This is a genomic window from Paracoccus sp. IB05, from assembly GCF_016405985.1.
Lineage (GTDB): Bacteria > Pseudomonadota > Alphaproteobacteria > Rhodobacterales > Rhodobacteraceae > Pseudogemmobacter.
In genome coordinates this window covers 33968-51641 of sequence record NZ_JAEFCF010000008.1, presented here as the reverse complement: position 1 = coordinate 51641, position 17674 = coordinate 33968, and the positions used below count along the sequence as shown (strand labels likewise).

The window sequence follows — 17674 nt, the reverse complement described above, 5'->3', positions numbered from 1 at the left end:
GCACCTTCTGCGCGCCCCGCCGCTGGACAAAACCTGCGGCGGGGCTAGTCTTTCCCAGGACACAGGCCCGTCAGGGCCACCCGAAAGGGATTGCCCGGAAAGGACAGCATCATAGGCCTGCGTGCTTTCCTCACGCGCTTTTTCCGGCCGCGCCCGCGCGCCGAGGTGGAGCCTGCGAGCCCCGCAGCCCCAGGCTTTGCGCGGCGCCGGGTGGATCATGTGGTGATCCTTGACGGCACCATGGCCTCACTGCGCCAGGGCGAACGCACCAATGCCGGAAGGGTCTTTCTGCTCCTCTCGACCGGCAAGGCCCAGGCGGGTCGGTCGCTTTACTATGACGAGGGCATTCCCTGGCGCGGCTGGAAGCGCATCATGGATGTCATCGAGGGGCGGGGGCTCGAGGAACAGATCCTGCGCGCCTATGGCCATCTCGCCAGCCATTACCGCGAGGGCGACCGGATCTTCCTCTTCGGCTATTCGCGCGGCGCATTCGCAGTGCGCAGCCTTGCCGGGGTGATCGCGAAAGTGGGGCTTTTGCGTCATGAGGCGGCGACCGAGCGCAATCTGCACCTCGCCTGGCGCTGGTATCAGCGGCGCGGCAATGACGACGGTCTCAGGGCCTTCCGCCAGGCCTCCTGCCATGCGCGGGCGCCGATCCGGATGATTGGGGTCTGGGACACGGTCAAGGCGCTTGGCCTGCGCTTTCCGCTTTTGTGGATGCTGACCGAGGGGCGCTATGCCTTCCACGACCCGCATCCGGTGGAGGACCTGGATTTCGCGCTCCAGGCGCTGGCGCTGGACGAGACACGCGTGGTCTTTGAGCCGGTGCTCTGGCAGGGCAATCCGGGCGGCGGAACCCATGTCGAACAGGTCTGGTTTCGCGGCGCGCATGGCGATATCGGCGGCCATCTGGGGGCTTTTGCGGCAGCGCGGCCTTTGTCAAATATCCCGCTGGTCTGGATGCTGGATCGCGCGGTCCAGGCGGGGCTTGATCTGCCGCATGGCTGGCGCAAGCGGTTTCCCTGTGACCCCGCCGCGCCGATGGCCGGCACCTGGCGTGGCCTTGGCGCGGCCTTCCTCTATCGCAGGCGGCGTGTGATCGGGCGTGACCCCAGCGAGCGGCTGCATGAAAGCGTGCCGGAGACGGAACGGCTGCGCTGGCATCTGGCGCGGCAAGGGGCGGGGGATCAGCTGGCGACTGAGATCAGCCAGACCAGTGAGGCCAGCGCTCCGATCAGCAAAGGCTGATGGATCAGATAGATCGCGAGCGAATGGCGGCCAGGCCAGGCCAGACGGTTCAGCACCCGCGCGGGCGGCAGGGACAGCCGCTGCCACAGATTCAGATCCCCGAACATCCGCGCCGTGGCCATACCGGCGAGGAAGGGCGCGAACCAGGGAAACAGCGGCTCGAAATCGGCGGTGACGGGTACCTCGCCGGAAAGCCCTGTCCAGACCAGCACCCCGCCGAATGCCGGATGCGACCAATACCAGGGCAGGGCAAAGACCAGGGCCGCGATGGCAAGCAGGGCGGTCGGGAGCAGGCGCAGAAAGAGCAGTCCGAGGATTGAGGAAACCGCGATGGAATGCAGGATGCCGTAAAAGATCCAGACCTCCGGCATTGCGAAATAACTCGCGACGGAAACCAGAGCCGCCGCTGCGCCGATCTTTACAAGGCGGCGGAGAAAGGCGCGCCAGCGGATCGCCCGCGCATGCGACATGTAAAGCCCGACACCGGCAAGGAAGATGAAACTCCCGGCAGTGAGACGCGCGAAATACCAGAAAAATCCGGTAAAGGCGGTGCCGGGCGGGATCAGGCCGAACATGCCCAGATCCCAGGTGAAATGAAAAATAACCATGCACAAAAGCGCAAGGCTGCGGGCGAGATCAATCAGGATCAGTCTTTGCGGCACGTATCTGGCTTTCTTGCAGCGCCCCTCTTACCTGACGCCAAATCCCCTGACCGGCAAGGGCCTGTCCCGCCCTTGGCGGGATGCCTCCGGCGGGGATATTTAAAGACAGAAAATAAACCAGCAGAGCCGTGCATATTTTCTGTCGCTAAATATCCCGGGGGGTGAGGCTCGACAGAGCCGAGGGGGGCTGGCCCCCCTTCTGTTTCACATCGGCCAAAGAGAAAGGCGGCCCGCAGAGGAGCCGCCTTTCCGCAAAATGCTGACAGATCAGCGCGACCGCAGCTCGGTATAGTCGCGTTTCTTCGGGCCGACATAGAGCTGGCGCGGGCGGCCGATCTTGCCGGTCGGGTCAGAGATCATCTCTTTCCACTGCGAGATCCAGCCGACCGTGCGCGAAATCGCGAAGATCGGGGTGAACATCGAGGTCGGAAAGCCCATCGCTTCGAGGATGATGCCGGAATAGAAATCGACATTCGGATAGAGTTTCTTCGAGACGAAATATTCGTCTTCCAGCGCGATGCGCTCCAGCTCTTTTGCGACCTGCAGCAGCGGGTTGTTATGGACGCCCAGCAGCTCGAGCACCTCGTCCGCCGATTCCTTCATCACCTTGGCCCGCGGGTCGAAATTCTTATAGACCCGGTGGCCAAAGCCCATCAGGCGGAAGCCGGAATTCTTGTCTTTCGCCTTGGCGATGAATTCCGGGATCCTCTCGACAGTGCCGATTTCTTTCAGCATCTCGAGACAGGCCTGGTTGGCGCCGCCATGTGCCGGCCCCCAGAGGCAGGCGATGCCGGCCGCGATACAGGCAAAGGGGTTGGCGCCCGAAGAGCCGGCCAGACGCACGGTCGAGGTCGAGGCGTTCTGCTCGTGATCGGCATGGAGCATCATGATGCGGTCCATGGCCTTTTCAAGCACCGGATTGACGACATAATCCTCGGCCGGAACCGAGAAGCACATATGCAGGAAATTGCCGGCATAGCTGAGCGAATTCTTCGGATAGACGAAGGGCTGGCCGACCGAATACTTATAGGCCATCGCCGCAATGGTCGGCAGCTTTGCGATCATCCGGATCGAGGCGACCTCGCGGTGCCATTCATCGGTGATATCAAGGCTGTCATGATAGAAGGCCGACATCGCGCCAACCACACCCACCATGGTCGCCATCGGATGAGCATCGCGGCGGAAGCCACGGAAAAAGTTCATCATTTGCTCGTGAACCATCGTATGGCGGGTCACGCGGGTGTTGAAGTCGGCCAGCTGCGCCGCGGTCGGCAGCTCACCATACATCAGCAGGAAACAGGTCTCGAGATGGCTGGATTTCTCGGCCAGCTGTTCAATCGGATAGCCGCGATACAGCAGTTCGCCCAGATCGCCGTCGATATAGGTGATCGCGCTTTCGCAGGACGCGGTCGAGGTGAAGCCGGGGTCATAGGTAAAGACATCAGCCTGCCCATAGAGCTTGCGGATATCCAGCACGTCGGGGCCAAGTACCGGTTTCATAACCGGCAGGTCGAACTCCTTGCCGTCGAGCGTCAGTGTCGCTTTTCTGTCAGACATTTTCCCAGGTTCCCCGTGTGGCAAACCGCCCGCGTAAGCGCAGCGGTTTCGTGGCTTCTTCGCTGCTCCTTGCGGAGCGTAGACCTGGCCCGGGGCCCGTCGCAGATCAGGCTGCGGCGTCCGAGAGCCTGGCGATAGTTTCGTCCCGACCGATGACGAGCATCATGTCAAAGACCGAAGGCGTCGCGGCCCGCCCCGCCAGTGCAGCCCGCAGCGGTGCAGCAAGCTTGCCGAATCCGATGCCGTTTTCGGCCGCCACCGCGTTGAGCATGGTCTCAAGCGCTTCCTTCGTCCAGCTAGCATTTTGCAGCTGCGGCGTCAATGAATTCAGTATACTACGGGATACCGGGTCCAGATTTGCAGCAGCTTTCTCCTCTGGGACGATCGGGCGCGATACCATCACAAAATGCGCCTTTTCAATAAGTTCCGGGAAAGTCTTCGCGCGGTCCTTCACGCAGTACATCGCTTTGTGCAGCAGCTCAGACTGGGTCTGCGTCAATGCAGGCTTCCCCGCCGCCGCCAGATATGCCTCAATTTCATGCAGCAGTGCGGCATCCTCCTCCATCGCGATATGATGGCCGCAGGTGTTTTCCAGTTTCTTAAAATCCAGCCGCGCCGGGGCTTTTCCGATGCCTTTCAGATCGAAAACCTCCATCGCCTCCTGGCTGGTGAAAATCTCCATATCGCCATTGGCCCAGCCCAGCCGGGTCAGGTAATTGCGCATACCGGAGGCCGGGTAGCCCATGGCCTGATATTCCTCGAGCCCGGTCGCGCCATGGCGTTTCGACAGCTTTTTGCCATCCGGCCCGTGGATCAGCGGGATATGCGACCAGACCGGCACCGCCCAGCCCATCGCGTCATAGACCATCTGCTGACGTGCAGCATTGACGAGATGGTCATCCCCCCGGATCACATGGGTCACGCCCATATCATGATCATCCACAACCACCGCCAGCATATAGGTCGGCGTAGCGTCCGAGCGTAACACGATCATGTCGTCGAGCGTGTCATTTCTGATCACCACATCACCCTGGACCTGATCGCGGATCACGGTCTCGCCGTCGCGCGGCGCCTTCATGCGGATGGCATAGGGCGCATCGGGGAAACTGGCCGGATCGGCATCGCGCCAGGGCGAGACGAACACCGGATAGCTCACGCCGCGCGCCTTTTCGGCCTCTTTGAAGGCGGCGATTTCTTCGGGCGTCGAGAAGCATTTATAGGCAGTCCCGCGCGCCAGCATCTCGCGCGCGACCTCGGCATGGCGGTCTTTCTGCTCGAACTGGCTGACCACATCGCCATCCCAGTCAAGGCCGAGCCAGGTCAGCCCTTGCAGGATCGCCGCCGTCGCTTCGGGGGTCGAGCGCTCGCGGTCAGTATCCTCGATCCTGAGGAGGAACCTGCCGCGCCGCCCGCGCGCATAAAGCCAGTTGAACAGCGCCGTGCGCGCGCCGCCGATATGGAGATAGCCGGTTGGCGAAGGCGCGAAACGGGTGACGACGGGGGCGACGGAGGTAGACATGGCGGGTGTTAACCTTTCGGAAACCATAGCGGAGGATGATCGCCGCGATGGCTGGCTGTTATATGGCGGGCATTTCTGGCGGGTCGGGGAGCGGTTGACTGCTTTCCCGGAGGAAGATCGGTGACTGCGGCAAAGACAGACGCAGTTGCGCTGCATTTATGCGCGGTCGAGGGGGAAGGGCAAGGTGGCTGACAGCATTGCCGCCACAGGCGCAGGCGAGGCGGTGCCCGGCGGGGCGGATCATCCGGCTGCATTGTCACGTCAGCTCTGGCGTCACCTCGCCAGGTTCTGCCGGGGGCCGATCCGGGCGCTGATCGGGCCGCTGATCGCGCTGGAGGACGCGCGCGGGCATCTTCTGCCGCTGGCGGTGATCCTTTTTGGCAGCGGTATCGGGCTGTGGTTCGCTCTGGAAACCGAGCCGGGAGCGCTGGTCTATGGCGCGCTTGTCGCCCTGGCGGTACTGGCGGCAGTCGCGGCCCAGCTTGCGCCTTTTCCCTTTCGCAGCATCGGAGGCGCCGTGCTGGCGCTGTCTCTGGGCCTGCTGGCGGCGGGGCTGCGCGCGCATATGATCGCCGCCCCGATGCTTGATTTCGGCTATTACGGCCCGGTCGAGGGGCGGGTGGTCGAGATCGACACTTCCGCCTCGGATGCGGTCAGGATCACGCTGGACCAGGTTGTGCTGGAGCGCACCGATCCCGCGCGGGTGCCGCATCGCGTAAGGGTTGCGCTGCACGGAAACGACTATGGCCATAGCCCCGCCGCCGGCGAAACGGTGATCCTGACCGGGCATCTTTCGGCCCCTCAGGATGCGGCAGAGCCCGGCGGCTTTGACTTCCGCCGCATGGCGTTTTTTCAGGGGCTCGGCGCGGTTGGCTACAGCCAGACCCCGGTCCTGCTGCTGGAGCCGCCACGCGACGGAGAGGAATGGATCGGCCGGCTCCGCGCCTGGTTTTCCAGTGGCATCCGCGCCCATATTCCGGGCGAGGCGGGGGCCTTTGCCGCGGGCGCGATGACCGGCGACCGCTCGGGCATCAGCCAGAAGACGGTCGAGGATCTGCGCGATTCCTCACTCGCGCATATCCTTGCGATTTCGGGGATGAACCTCGTTTGCCTGACGGCCTTTGTTTTCGCGCTGTTGCGGGGGGGGATCGCCTGTTTCCCCTGGCTCGCGCTGCGGGTGAACGCGAAGAAGCTCGCGGCCCTGGTCTCGATCTTTGTCGCCTGGTTCTATCTGCAGCTCTCCGGCGCCAATGTCGCAACCGAACGTGCCTTTGTCATGACGCTGGTGATGCTGCTGGCGATTTTGATGAACCGCAGGGCCATGACGATCCGCAGTGCCGCGATTGCCGGCGCGGTACTTCTGGCGCTGAAACCCGAAAGCCTGCTCGCGCCCGGTTTCCAGATGTCGATGGCCGCGACCATCTCGCTGATTGCCGGGTTTCAGGCGATGGATCGCTGGCTGCAACGGGGCCGCCTGGCGCGCTGGCAGCTTGTGCTGATCACAGTGGTCATGAGCTCGGTGATCGGCGGTTTCGCCACCGCGCCCTATGCGGCGGCGCATTTCAACCGGTTTGCCGATTACGGGCTCATGGCCAATATCCTGACCGCGCCGGCCATGGGGATCGCCATCATGCCGATGGGGGTTCTGGCCTTCCTGCTGGCGCCGGTCGGGCTGGAGGCTCTGCCGCTCTGGGTCATGGGCAAGGCCTCTGAATGGATCCTCTGGGTTGCCGCCTGGGTTGCGGGGCTGGACGGATCAGTGACCGCGATCCCGGCGCCGCATTGGCTGGCGCTGCCGGTGATCAGCTGGGGGGGGCTCTGGCTGATCGCCTGGCCGGGAAGGGCGCGGCTTGCCGGGGTAGGGCTGATCGCTTTGGGCATCATGCTCTGGCCGCTGGCGGACCGGCCTGAGTTGTTGATCTCCGCTGACGGGCGGCTGGTGGGGGTGATGGGGCCCGAGGGCAGGGCGCTGTCAACGGCCACGGGGGGCGGCTTTTCGGCAAGCAACTGGCTGGAAAGCGATGGTGATCTCGCGTCGCAAAAAACCGCCGCACTGCGCCCGGGATTCACTGGCACCCGTGACGCGAAAACCTTTGAGTTTTCTGGGCGAAAGGGCGTCGCGATAAGCGGTAAGGCCGGGCTTTCACAGCTCGCGGCGGCCTGTGCCGGCTTTGACCTCGTGATCCTCAACGCGCGGGCGGAACACCCACCGCCCAATTGCCCGCTGATCGACCAGCATCTGCTGTCCCGGACCGGTGCGATTGCGCTGCGGAGGCAGGGCGCGCAGATCGAGGCCACATTCTCTGCCCGTGACAGGATCTGGTCCTCGGGGTCGGAGAAAACCAGTTCTCACGGCGTGGAAGCTATGGATCGGCTTGACCGCTTGTTCCGGCAAGGCGCATCGCCCTAAGGGGCGGCGCTGTCGGGATATGCCTGCGGGCGGACCGGCGCATGGGGTGCTGCAGGAAAGACAAATTTCCCCGCTTTGCCTGAGGCGCGACTGTTCCGCTCTTTCAACCATCATATTGACCTGCGCGGCACCGGCGGCTTGTGCTAAACCTAAAGCGCGCGCCTGTTTTCAGGCGCGCGCTTTGCTGAAATAGCTGAGGTCAGGCCAGTTCGGAGAGCCGTTTCAAGGCGGTCTCGACCTTGGCGCGCTCGTCCTCGCGCGCTTCCAGATTGGCGCGGGCCTCGTCCACCACCTCTTCCGGCGCCGAGGCTGCGAATTTCGGGTTGTCGAGCCGGCCCTTCAGCCCGCCGATCTCTTTCCCGAGCTTCTCCAGCGTCTTCGTCAGCCGCGCCTTTTCTTCGGCAATGTCGATCAGCCCTTCCAGCGGGATCGCGAAACCGGCGCCGCCCGCAGCCACCAGGATCGAGCCTTTCGGAGCAGATCCCTCGCTGAAGCCCTCGATCCGCGCCATGCGGCGGATCAGCGCCTCATTGCGGCTCCAGGCTTCGCGCGCAGCACCCGCGAGGTCGGTCGCGACGATGTCGATCTTCAGCCCCGCCGGCACATGGCATTGCGCGCGCGCCGAACGGATCTCGTCGATCAGCCCGGTGACAAACGACATCTCGGCATCCGCCGCCTGGTCGATCAGCGCCGGGCCATATTCCGGCCAGTCGGTATGAACGAGCAGCTTTTCGCGCGTGCCGGTGGTTGCCCAAAGCTCTTCGGTGATGAAAGGCGTGAACGGATGCAAGAGGATCATGCACTGGTCAAGCACCCAGGCCATGGTCGCGCGGGTCTCTGCGGCGGCGTCACCGTCAAACAGCGGTTTTGCGAATTCGACATACCAGTCGCAGACCTTGCCCCAGACGAATTTGTAAAGCGCGTCCGCCGCCTGATCAAAGCGGAACTCGGCCAGCGCCAGATCAACTTCGGCCAGCGCTTTCGCGGTCTCGCCGATGATCCATTTATTCGCGGTGGCGGTCGCCTCCGGCGGCTCTGCCTTCGTCGCATGCCCCTCCCAGACGCCGTTCATCTCGGCGAAACGGCAGGCATTCCAGAGCTTGGTCCCGAAATTGCGATAGCCCGCGATCCGGTCTTTCGAGAGCTTCAGGTCACGCCCCATCGCTGCCATGGCAGCCAGTGTGAACCGCACGGCATCCGCGCCGTAATCGGCGATCAGATCCAGCGGATCCAGCACATTGCCCAGAGATTTCGACATCTTCTTGCCCTTCTCATCGCGGACAAGGGCATGAACATAAACGGTTTTGAACGGCACCTGATCGACCACGGCCAGCTGCATCATCATCATCCGGGCGACCCAGAAGAAGATGATGTCAAAGCCGGTGACCAGGACGCTCGTCGGGAAATAGCGCGCGAGTTCCGGCGTCTGCTCGGGCCAGCCCAGCGTCCCGATCGGCCAGAGCCCCGAGGAGAACCAGGTGTCCAGCACATCGGCATCGCGCCAGACCGGATAGACCAGCTTTGTCGGGTCCTGGCTCAGGTTGTATTCCGCCAGCGCCGCCGACAAAGCAGCCTCGGCAGCCTCGCGGTTTTCGACCTCGATGATGCGGGCATGGTTCAAGGGCATCGGCAGCGGCGCCAGCGCGTCCTGGAACTGGCCCGTCACCTCTTCAATCGAGGGCGCGCAGAAATAGACCGGATCCTGGGCATTGAACCCGCCGTCAAAGAGGAAGCGAAACAGTTCCACCTCATCCAGCGCATTGTCGCCCTGATCGTCTCTGAACCCCGCGGGGCGCAGGTCGAGACCATACCAGACCGGGATCTGATGCCCCCACCAGAGCTGACGCGAGATGCACCAGGGTTCGATATTTTCCAGCCAGTGGAAATATACTTTCGCATCGCGCTCGGGCAGGATCGTGGTCTCGCCATTCCTGACAGCATCCAGCGCCGGGCCGACGATTTTCGAGGTCTCGACGAACCACTGATCTGTCAGCATCGGCTCGATCACCACTTTCGAGCGGTCGCCGAAGGGCTGCATGATCTTTTTATTCTCGACCACCGGCACCCGTTCCAGATGTTCGGCATTGGTCTCTTTGTCGATCGACTTCACCAGCTTTGTGACGGCGAGGCCTTCGTCATTGATCTCGGCCACCACCAGCCTGCGCGCCTCATAGCGGTCGAGCCCGCGCAGATGGTCGGGCACCAGGTTGATGCGGTCGACATCGGCCTCGGTATAGCTCGCGCCATCGAGGATCGCTTTGGCATTCGCGCAGCTTTCGGCGTAAGGCAACCCGTCCTCGCGCATCCGCGCGCGGGTATCCATCAGCCGGTAAAGCGGGATGCCGTTGCGCTGCGCGACGCCGTAATCGTTGAAATCATGCGCGCCGGTGATTTTCACCGCGCCCGAGCCAAATGTGGGATCCGGGTACATATCGGTGATGATCGGCACCAGGCGGCGCTGCGCGCGCGGACCGACCGGGATCTCGCACAGCTTGCCGACGATGGGGGCATAGCGGCTGTCCGAGGGATGTACCGCCACCGCGCCATCGCCGAGCATGGTCTCGGGCCGGGTGGTCGCAATCGAGATATAGTCGCGGGTTTCCGAGAAGGTGACGTTCCCGTCTTCGTCCTTCTCCTCGTAAAGATAGGTCTCGCCGCCGGCGAGCGGATATTTGAAATGCCACATATGGCCGTCGACTTCGGTCTGCTCGACTTCGAGATCAGAGATCGCGGTTTCGAAATGGGGATCCCAGTTCACCAGCCGCTTGCCGCGATAGATCAGGCCCTTGTTGTAAAGATCGACAAAGACCTTGATCACGGCATCATGAAAATTGCCCTCCTCGCCCTCGGGCGCCCCGGGCGCGCCGGACATGGTAAAGGCCTCGCGGTCCCAGTCGCAGGTGGCACCAAGGCGCATCAGCTGGCCAATGATATTGCCGCGCGACTTCTTCTTCTGCTCCCAGACCAGACCCAGAAACTCCGGGCGCGAAAAATCCGAGCGCCGGCGGTTGGTCCTGGCCAGTTCCCGCTCCACCACCATCTGGGTTGCGATGCCGGCATGGTCGGTGCCGGGCTGCCAGAGCGTGTCAAAGCCGCGCATCCGGTGCCAGCGCACGAGCACGTCCTGCAAGGTATTGTTGAAGGCATGACCCATATGCAGGCTGCCGGTGACATTTGGCGGCGGGATGACGACGGAAAAGGCGGGCTTTCCGGGTTTGGCATTGGCTCCGGCGCGGCCGACCTTCTGGTCGATCCACAGATCCATGATCCGGGCCTCGGCTTCCTGAGCGTTGAAGGTCTTTTCCATTGCCATCGCGCGTCCCCTTTTGCTGCAAGGGGATTTAGCCAATGCAAAGCGCAAGGGAAAGGGGCAGGGCACCGCTTAACACCTGATCGGGCCATCTCTGGCTGACTGCGGCAGCCTCCGGCGGGAGTATTTAGGTCAAGAGGAAATACCGCATTCCTCTTGATACAAATACTCCGGGGGAGTCCCGGTACGGGACGGGGGCAGCGCCCCCTTGCGCGGTGAGCCCGGGGATCTGCCTCTCAGATATGCAAAACCCCGCCAAAGCGGGGCTTTTACATATCAGGACGTCGATCACCGGTTATCTCGGCCCGATCATCATCACCATCTGGCGGCCTTCAAGCTTTGGCATGCTCTCGACTTTGCCGGCATCGCCGACATCCGCTGAGACGCGGTTCAGAAGCTCCAGCCCAAGCTGCTGATGCGCCATTTCGCGGCCCCGGAAGCGCAGGGTGACCTTTACCTTGTCGCCTTCTTCAAGGAATTTCAGCACCGAGCGCATCTTGACCTGGTAATCATGCTCATCCGTACCAGGACGGAACTTGATTTCCTTGATCTCGATGATCTTCTGTTTCTTGCGGGCTTCGGCTTCGCGCTTTTGCGTCTCGTATTTGAACTTGCCGAAATCCATGATCTTACAGACCGGCGGCACGGCATTCGGCGAGATCTCGACCAGGTCGAGCCCGGCCTCTTCCGCCAGCGCCATGGCGCGCGCCGGAGTGACAACACCGACATTTTCGCCATCTGCGCCGATCAGACGGATTTCGGGCGCGCGGATACGATCGTTTACGCGCGGGCCGGTCTCACGTTGCGGCGGGGCGTTATGGGGTCTGCGTCCTATGGTAGTATTTCCTTCTGAGGTGAAAACCGGTCGCGAACTTACTCCCGAAGGCGTTGGCTTTCAAGCGCCCGGGAGCAGGGAATTCAGGGGCGGCGGGCTGTCCTGAGAAAGAACTGCCACGATTGCGGCTTTGTGGGCTCCGAGACGCTGCGGGAGTCCGGAGCGGTGGTGGTGATCGGGCGGTTGGGCGCAAATTCGCTGATCGCAGGGCTGAGCGGGATTCTTCCCTTTTTGACTGGCGTTCGGGGCTGAGACTTTTCAATTCGGGCAGATCCTGCCATATCCGGGCAATCCGGGCTGTTTTCCGGCAATGGGAGATTCATCATGAACAGAAGCGTAATCATCGGCGCCATCGTCGTCCTGCTGGCGGCGGGTGGCTACTACCAGTTCAGCTATAAGCCGGCCCAGGAACAAGCCGCAGCGGCAGAGAAGGTGAAAGCCGATGCTGCGGCCAAGGCCGCAGAAGATGCAAAGCTCGCTGAGGAAGCTGCGAAGAAAGCAGAAGAAGAGGCGGCTGCTGCCGCGGCTGCCACTGCTGCTGCAACCGAAGAAGCGGCGACCGATCTCGGCAATGCGGCAACCGAAGCGGCAGGCGAAGCCGGTGCGGCTGTCGCCGGCGCGGCGGAATCGGCCGCAACTGCTGCGGGCGAGGCCGTTGATGGTGCCGCCACCGCGGTTGGCAATGCCGCAGAGGCCGCTGGCAATGCTGCCACCTCGGCCGGTGAAGCTGTTTCGGAAGCGGTCGAATCCGCCACCACCACAACCGAAACCGCCGTCGAAGGCGCCGCCGCACCCGAAGGCACCGCCGCGCCGGCATCGGATGCGAATGCCGCACTCGATCCGGCCAATTTCGATGCGGATAAGGTCAATGCACTGATCGACGCGTCCTCGCTGGACGCGGCGAGCAAGGGCATTCTGAAAACCGCAGTCGAAAGCGCGAAAGCGAACCCGGCTCTGGTGGCAAGCGTGCTGGCTCAGGTGCGGACCGCACTCGGCCTGTGATCGCAGCGCCCTTCCGGTTCAGGCCGGAGGCGTGAGACAAGAAAACGGCTGCGGGGAGGATCCTGCAGCCGTTTTTTTAATTGGCCGGCCTGTGCTCAGAGCGGCGACAGAGACCAGATGCAGAAGGCCGCAGGGGGGCACCCCTGCGGCCTTTGCGTCTTCGCTTGTCAGAGGTGTCAGATGCCGTCGCCCACAAAAGCCTTCTCGACCACGAATTGCTTCGGGTCGGAATTGGCGCCTTCCTCAAGTCCGAAGCTTTCCAGTGTCGCCTTCACATCGACGTTGAACGCGAGCGAGCCACAGACCATGGCGCGGTCTTCTTCCGGGTTGATCTTCGGCAGGCCGAGATCCTCAAAGACCTTGCCCGAGGCGAGGTTATCGGTGATCCGGCCCATATTTTGCGACTCTTCGCGGGTGGTGGTCGGATAATAAAGGAGCTTGTCGCCGATCAGCTCGCCGATCAGCGGGTCTTCCTTCAGCCCTTCGATCAGCGCGCGGCCATACTCCAGCTCGGCCTTCTCGCGGCAGGTATGCATCATGATGACCTGGTCATATTTCTCCCAGGTCTCCGGCTCGCGCAGCAGCGAGGCAAAAGGCGCGAAACCGGTGCCGGTGGCAAGAAACCAGAGACGCTTGCCCGGCAGCAGCGCGTCATGGACCAGGGTGCCAACGGGTTTCGGGCGAAGGATGATCTGATCGCCCGGCTTCACATGCTGCAGTTTCGAGGTCAGCGGGCCATCGGGCACTTTGATCGAATAGAATTCCAGCTCCTCATCCCAGGCGGGCGAGGCGATGGAATAGGCGCGCAAAAGCGGTTTGCCATTTTCGCCCATCAGCCCGATCATCACAAACTCGCCCGAACGGAAGCGCAGCGATTGCGGCCGCGCGACGCGGAAGGAAAACAGCCGGTCGGTCCAGTGTCTGACCGAGGTGACGGTCTGAGCATCGGGCAGATGCGGTTTTGCCGGGCGCTCAGTGGTTGCGGCGGTCTCGGTCATCTCGGGCTCCGTCTCGGGCGCCATCCGGGCGCGGTCTCATTTAAGGCACGGGCGGGGCCGGGGGAACCGGGCCTCGCTGCGGCATATTTTCGCGCAGCCAATGGATCAGGCGCGCAGGCGGCCCTGGTAATCATGCGCCATCCAGTTGGCGCGGAATTTCCATTGCTCTTCCGGCTGACGTTGAGCGAGCTCGTCCGGGATCTCGACCCCGTCAAAGCCGACCCGGCGGCACATGGCATATTGATCGGAGATAACGGGCCCGAGTGCAAGCAGCTGCCCTTTGTAGCCGAGCATCCGGAGCCTGCGCGCGATGGTAAAGGCGCGGCCATCCGAAAAGGCCGGGAAGGCGACCCGGATCAGGGTGAGCCGGTCAAGATGCGGGATCAGTGCCTCGGGACTGTCGGTATTCGACAGATCGACGGCGATGTCGGTCGCGGTCAGCTCGGCCAAAGCCGGGATCTCGCGGGCGGGGGCCGGGGTGAAACCGGCATCGGTGACAATAATGCTCATGTCTCAGTCCTCTTTTTGCTGTCGGTCGGGCGGGGAGCCCGGTTCCTGTACAGGAACCGGACCGATTTCTGTGCAGAAATCGGCGCCGCTCATGCGGCGCTCTCGCTGGTATTGCGCACGGGCTTGCCGCCCGCGAAATGGATGCCGCATTCGGTTTTCTGCTGGCCCCGCCAGCGCCCGGCGCGCGGGTCTTCGCCGGGCTTCACCGGGCTGGTGCAGGGCGCGCAACCGATCGACGGATAGCCTTTCGCGACCAGCGGATGGCGCGGCAGGTTGTTATTGGTGATATAGTCTTCCAGATCCTCGCGCCCCCAATGCGCCAGCGGATTGACCTTGATGCGGAAATCGCCCTCATTCTCAAAGAAATCCAGCGTGCCGCGATCCGAGTTCTGAAAGCGTTTCCGCCCGGTGATCCAGCCCTCAAACGGTTTCAGCGCGCGTTCCAGCGGCTCGACCTTGCGCACATTGCAGCAGGCATCCGTGCTGTAGAGATGCAATGTATTATCCGGGTCTTCAAAGTGAAGCCGGCGCGGATTGGCGCGGATGGTGCGGATGTCACAAAGATCGAGACGCTCGGCCAGCTCGCGCTGATAGTCCAGCGTTTCCTTGAAGAGCATCCGCGTATCGACGAACAGCACCGGGGTTTCCGGCGCCAGCAGCGACACCAGATGCAAAAGCACCACCGATTCCGCCCCGAAAGACGAGACCAGGGCCACCCGGCCCAGGTCATCATCCTGCAAAGCATGTTCCAGCACATCATGGGCCGAATGGTGTTTGTAGCGCGCGTTCAGCGCGGCCACCCGGTCGGCAACCGGATAGGCGCACAGATCACGCGGCATCCTTCGCGTCTCCGCTCTCATAAAGGGCGGCCTTGAAGGGCTCCATCCCGAGGCGACGGAAGGCGTCGAGGAAGCTTTCCTGCGGCCCTTCACGCTCGCTCAGATAGGCGCGCACGATCCGCTCCACCGCCGGCACCACCTGGTCATAGGCAAAGCCCGGGCCGGTCTTGTCGCCGATCGCAGCATCTTCGGCGCCAGACCCACCGAGGGTGATCTGGTAATTCTCGACCCCCGCCCGGTCGAGGCCGAGAATGCCGATATGACCGACATGGTGGTGACCGCAGGCATTGATGCAGCCCGAGATCTTGATCTTCAGCGGCCCGATCTCATGTTCGAGGTCGAGCTCTTTGAACCGCATGGCAATTTCCTGCGCCACCGGGATCGAGCGCGCGGTCGCCAGCGCGCAGTAATCCATGCCGGGGCAGGCGATGATATCCGAGATCAGCCCGACATTGGCAGTGGCAATGCCGCCCTGGACCAGGGCTGCATGAAGCGCCGGCAGGTCGCCCTTATGGACATGCGGCAGGATCACATTCTGCTCATGGCTGATGCGGATATCGTCATGGCCGAATGTCTCGGCCAGATCCGCGATCAGCTCCATCTGGTCCGAGGTCTGGTCGCCCGGCGTCTTGCCCTGTTCCTTTACCGAGATCGTCACGATCGCATATTGATCGTTCTTATGGGCGGCGAGGTTGGTATCGGCCCAGGCCCGGAACACCGGATCGGATTTGTAGAAATCCTCATAGGCGGTGACCGGAGCATCGCGGAAGGAAGGGGGCGCAAAGGCGGCCTGAATATCTTCCAGCAGCGCCTGATCAGCGCCGCCAAAGAGCGGGCGCAGCTCTTCAAACCGTTCTTCCACCAGCCGGGTGATCTCTTCCTTGCCGGTCTCATGCAGCGTGATCTTGATACGCGCCTTGTATTTATTGTCGCGCCGGCCCAGCACGTTATAGACGCTGAGGACCGCTTCGACATAAGGCAGCAGATCGGCCTCGGGCAGGAATTCCCGCACCACCATACCGATCAGCGGCGTGCGGCCAAGCCCGCCGCCCACAAGCACACGGAAACCGATCTCGCCCTGATCGTTCTTCACCAGTTGCAGACCAATGTCATGCGCGCGGATCACCGCGCGGTCATGCGTTGCGCCGGTGATGGCGATCTTGAACTTCCGGGGCAGGAACTGGAATTCCGGGTGATCGGTCGACCACTGGCGCAACAGTTCGGCATAGGCGCGGGGATCGGCGATCTCGTCAGCCGCCGCACCCGCGAAATGGTCGGCGGTCACGTTGCGGACAGTATTTCCGCTCGTCTGGATCGCATGCATGCCGACATCGGCCAGCGCGGTCAGGATCGCAGGAATATCCGGCAGTTTCGGCCAGTTGAACTGGATATTCTGCCGCGTGGTCCAGTGGCCGTACCCCTTGTCCCAGGTCGCACCGATCTTCGCCAGCTGGCGCATCTTACGCGCATTCAGCGTGCCATAGGGAATGGCGACCCGCAGCATATAGGCATGGAGTTGCAGATAAAGCCCGTTCATCAGCCGCAAGGGCCGGAACTCTTCCTCGGTCAGGCTGCCATCGAGACGGCGTTCGACCTGCTGCGAAAACTGCGCCACGCGCTCGCGGACGAAACGCTCATCGAAGTCGGTGTAATCATACATGATCGAGGTCTGCCTGTTTCCCGTGGTGATAGTTCGAGGGGCCGCGGGTGCGGAAGGCCTCACGGAAATGGGTGGGTTCGGGGCCGTTCGGGCCCGGTTTCGCATCTGCCAGATAGGCGCCGACGATCAGCCGCCCCTGCGCATTGGCATGGAGAAGCCGCAGCTGGGCATGGGCCTCGTCTTCGATCAGCTCGGCCTCGGCATGGACCAGCGTCCAGCGGTCATCGGCAGTGAGATAGACGACATCCCCTTCGCGCAGGCGATTGGCGGTGACGACTTTCGGGGTAAAGCGGCGGCTCATGCGCGGGCCTCCTCGTGACTGGTCATGGCGGGAATGGCCGCGCGGGGCGCGAGGCCGAAAAGGATGATGGCGGGGCCGGTGCAACAAAGCGCCAGCGCGGGCAGCGAGGAAAGCGTCCCGGCATGGACCCGCTGATCTGCGCGCGAGGCGTTCTCGACCAGGGTGACCGGCGTTTCCGGCCCTGCGCCATGCATCAGCAGCCGGCCCTGGATGAAACGGGCCGATTTCTTGCCCATATAGATCGCCGCAACCTCAGTGGCACGGGCGAGACCGCGCCAGTCCAGTTCGGCAAAACCCTCCATGTCATGGCCGGTCAGAATGCGCAGGCTGGCATTGCGGCCCCGCTTTGTCAGCGCCTGGCCAATGGCCGCCGCCGCAACCGGCGCGGTCGAGAGGCCGGGCAGGATGCGAAAGCTGAGGCCAGCTGCCTCCAGCGCCTCGATCTCTTCGTCGAGACGGGCGAAAATTCCCGGATCGCCGCCTTTGAGACGGACGATGCGCGCGCCGGTCTGAGCGGTTTCAACCAGAACCCGGTTGATCGTCGATTGCGCGACCGAAGGGCCAAAGCCCTCTTTGCCAACGTCAATGCGGCGCACATGGGCCGGGATCAGCGCCATTACCTCTTCGCCGACGAGACGGTCATGGATCACCACCTCGGCCGCCTCAAGCGCGCGCAGCACGCCGAGCGTCAGGTGATCGGCCGCGCCCGGGCCAGCCCCCGCGAAGATCACGGGCGGCAGATCCTTGAGGGGGGCGCTGGCTGTCAACATGGCTTCGATCCTGGCTTTCGGGCAGGTATGGCGGCGGGGCCGGTTTGCACTGG

At 62.9% G+C, this 17674-nt stretch carries 15 protein-coding genes; 4 read left to right on the top strand and 11 right to left on the bottom strand.

Annotation, left to right across the window (positions count from 1 at the left end):
* Positions 1–90 precede the first annotated feature (90 nt).
* On the top strand, positions 91–1248 hold the full coding sequence (locus JC607_RS07585) for a DUF2235 domain-containing protein (protein WP_233092746.1): 1158 nt from the start codon (positions 91–93) through the stop codon (positions 1246–1248).
* On the opposite strand, the gene JC607_RS07580 is transcribed toward JC607_RS07585, so the two are convergent.
* From JC607_RS07580 to gltX, 3 genes are all read right to left on the bottom strand, one after another.
* Positions 1188–1910 carry a heparan-alpha-glucosaminide N-acetyltransferase gene (locus tag JC607_RS07580; protein WP_198836338.1) on the bottom strand — a complete coding sequence of 241 codons (723 nt, stop codon included), beginning with the start codon at positions 1908–1910 and terminating at the stop codon, positions 1188–1190. The two genes, JC607_RS07585 and JC607_RS07580, sit on opposite strands and share 61 nt — an antisense overlap.
* A gap of 267 nt (positions 1911–2177) precedes the next feature.
* Positions 2178–3467, bottom strand: a complete 1290-nt coding sequence (locus JC607_RS07575) for a citrate synthase (protein ID WP_198836337.1) — start codon at positions 3465–3467, stop codon at positions 2178–2180.
* 106 nt (positions 3468–3573) lie between these two features.
* Entirely contained in the window at positions 3574–4986 is a 1413-nt protein-coding gene (gene gltX / locus JC607_RS07570) for a glutamate--tRNA ligase (protein ID WP_198836336.1), read from the bottom strand.
* On the opposite strand from gltX, the gene JC607_RS25770 reads away from it, so the two are divergent.
* Positions 4985–5110: a hypothetical protein gene (locus JC607_RS25770; RefSeq protein WP_255532390.1), complete on the top strand. Its 126-nt coding sequence runs from the start codon at positions 4985–4987 to the stop codon at positions 5108–5110. The genes gltX and JC607_RS25770 overlap by 2 nt on opposite strands.
* Before the next feature lie 60 nt (positions 5111–5170).
* Positions 5171–7396 carry a ComEC/Rec2 family competence protein gene (locus JC607_RS07565; protein WP_198836335.1) on the top strand — a complete coding sequence of 742 codons (2226 nt, stop codon included), beginning with the start codon at positions 5171–5173 and terminating at the stop codon, positions 7394–7396.
* 199 nt (positions 7397–7595) lie between these two features.
* Here JC607_RS07565 and JC607_RS07560 read toward each other — a convergent pair whose 3' ends face one another.
* Positions 7596–10709: a valine--tRNA ligase gene (locus JC607_RS07560; RefSeq protein ID WP_198836334.1), complete on the bottom strand. Its 3114-nt coding sequence runs from the start codon at positions 10707–10709 to the stop codon at positions 7596–7598.
* A gap of 292 nt (positions 10710–11001) precedes the next feature.
* Positions 11002–11541, bottom strand: a complete 540-nt coding sequence (gene infC / locus JC607_RS07555) for a translation initiation factor IF-3 (RefSeq protein WP_198836417.1) — start codon at positions 11539–11541, stop codon at positions 11002–11004.
* Positions 11542–11865: 324 nt separating this feature from the next.
* On the opposite strand from infC, the gene JC607_RS07550 reads away from it, so the two are divergent.
* Complete coding sequence (locus JC607_RS07550) at positions 11866–12543, top strand: hypothetical protein (protein WP_198836333.1); 678 nt, start codon at positions 11866–11868, stop codon at positions 12541–12543.
* Positions 12544–12719: 176 nt separating this feature from the next.
* Here the strand turns inward: JC607_RS07550 and JC607_RS07545 are convergent, their stop codons facing one another.
* From JC607_RS07545 to cobA, 6 genes are all read right to left on the bottom strand, one after another.
* Positions 12720–13541, bottom strand: a complete 822-nt coding sequence (locus JC607_RS07545) for a ferredoxin--NADP reductase (RefSeq protein ID WP_198836332.1) — start codon at positions 13539–13541, stop codon at positions 12720–12722.
* A 105-nt stretch (positions 13542–13646) separates the two neighbouring features.
* Entirely contained in the window at positions 13647–14051 is a 405-nt protein-coding gene (locus tag JC607_RS07540) for a DUF934 domain-containing protein (RefSeq protein ID WP_198836331.1), read from the bottom strand.
* An 89-nt stretch (positions 14052–14140) separates the two neighbouring features.
* Positions 14141–14890, bottom strand: a complete 750-nt coding sequence (locus JC607_RS07535; RefSeq protein ID WP_198836330.1) for a phosphoadenylyl-sulfate reductase — start codon at positions 14888–14890, stop codon at positions 14141–14143.
* A complete protein-coding gene (locus tag JC607_RS07530; protein ID WP_198836329.1) occupies positions 14880–16550 on the bottom strand; it encodes a nitrite/sulfite reductase in 1671 nt (556 codons plus the stop codon). The genes JC607_RS07535 and JC607_RS07530 overlap by 11 nt, the downstream gene beginning before the upstream one ends.
* Positions 16543–16851: a DUF2849 domain-containing protein gene (locus JC607_RS07525; RefSeq protein ID WP_198836328.1), complete on the bottom strand. Its 309-nt coding sequence runs from the start codon at positions 16849–16851 to the stop codon at positions 16543–16545. The genes JC607_RS07530 and JC607_RS07525 overlap by 8 nt, the downstream gene beginning before the upstream one ends.
* Complete coding sequence (gene cobA, locus JC607_RS07520) at positions 16848–17621, bottom strand: uroporphyrinogen-III C-methyltransferase (protein ID WP_198836327.1); 774 nt, start codon at positions 17619–17621, stop codon at positions 16848–16850. The genes JC607_RS07525 and cobA overlap by 4 nt, the downstream gene beginning before the upstream one ends.
* Positions 17622–17674 lie beyond the last annotated feature (53 nt).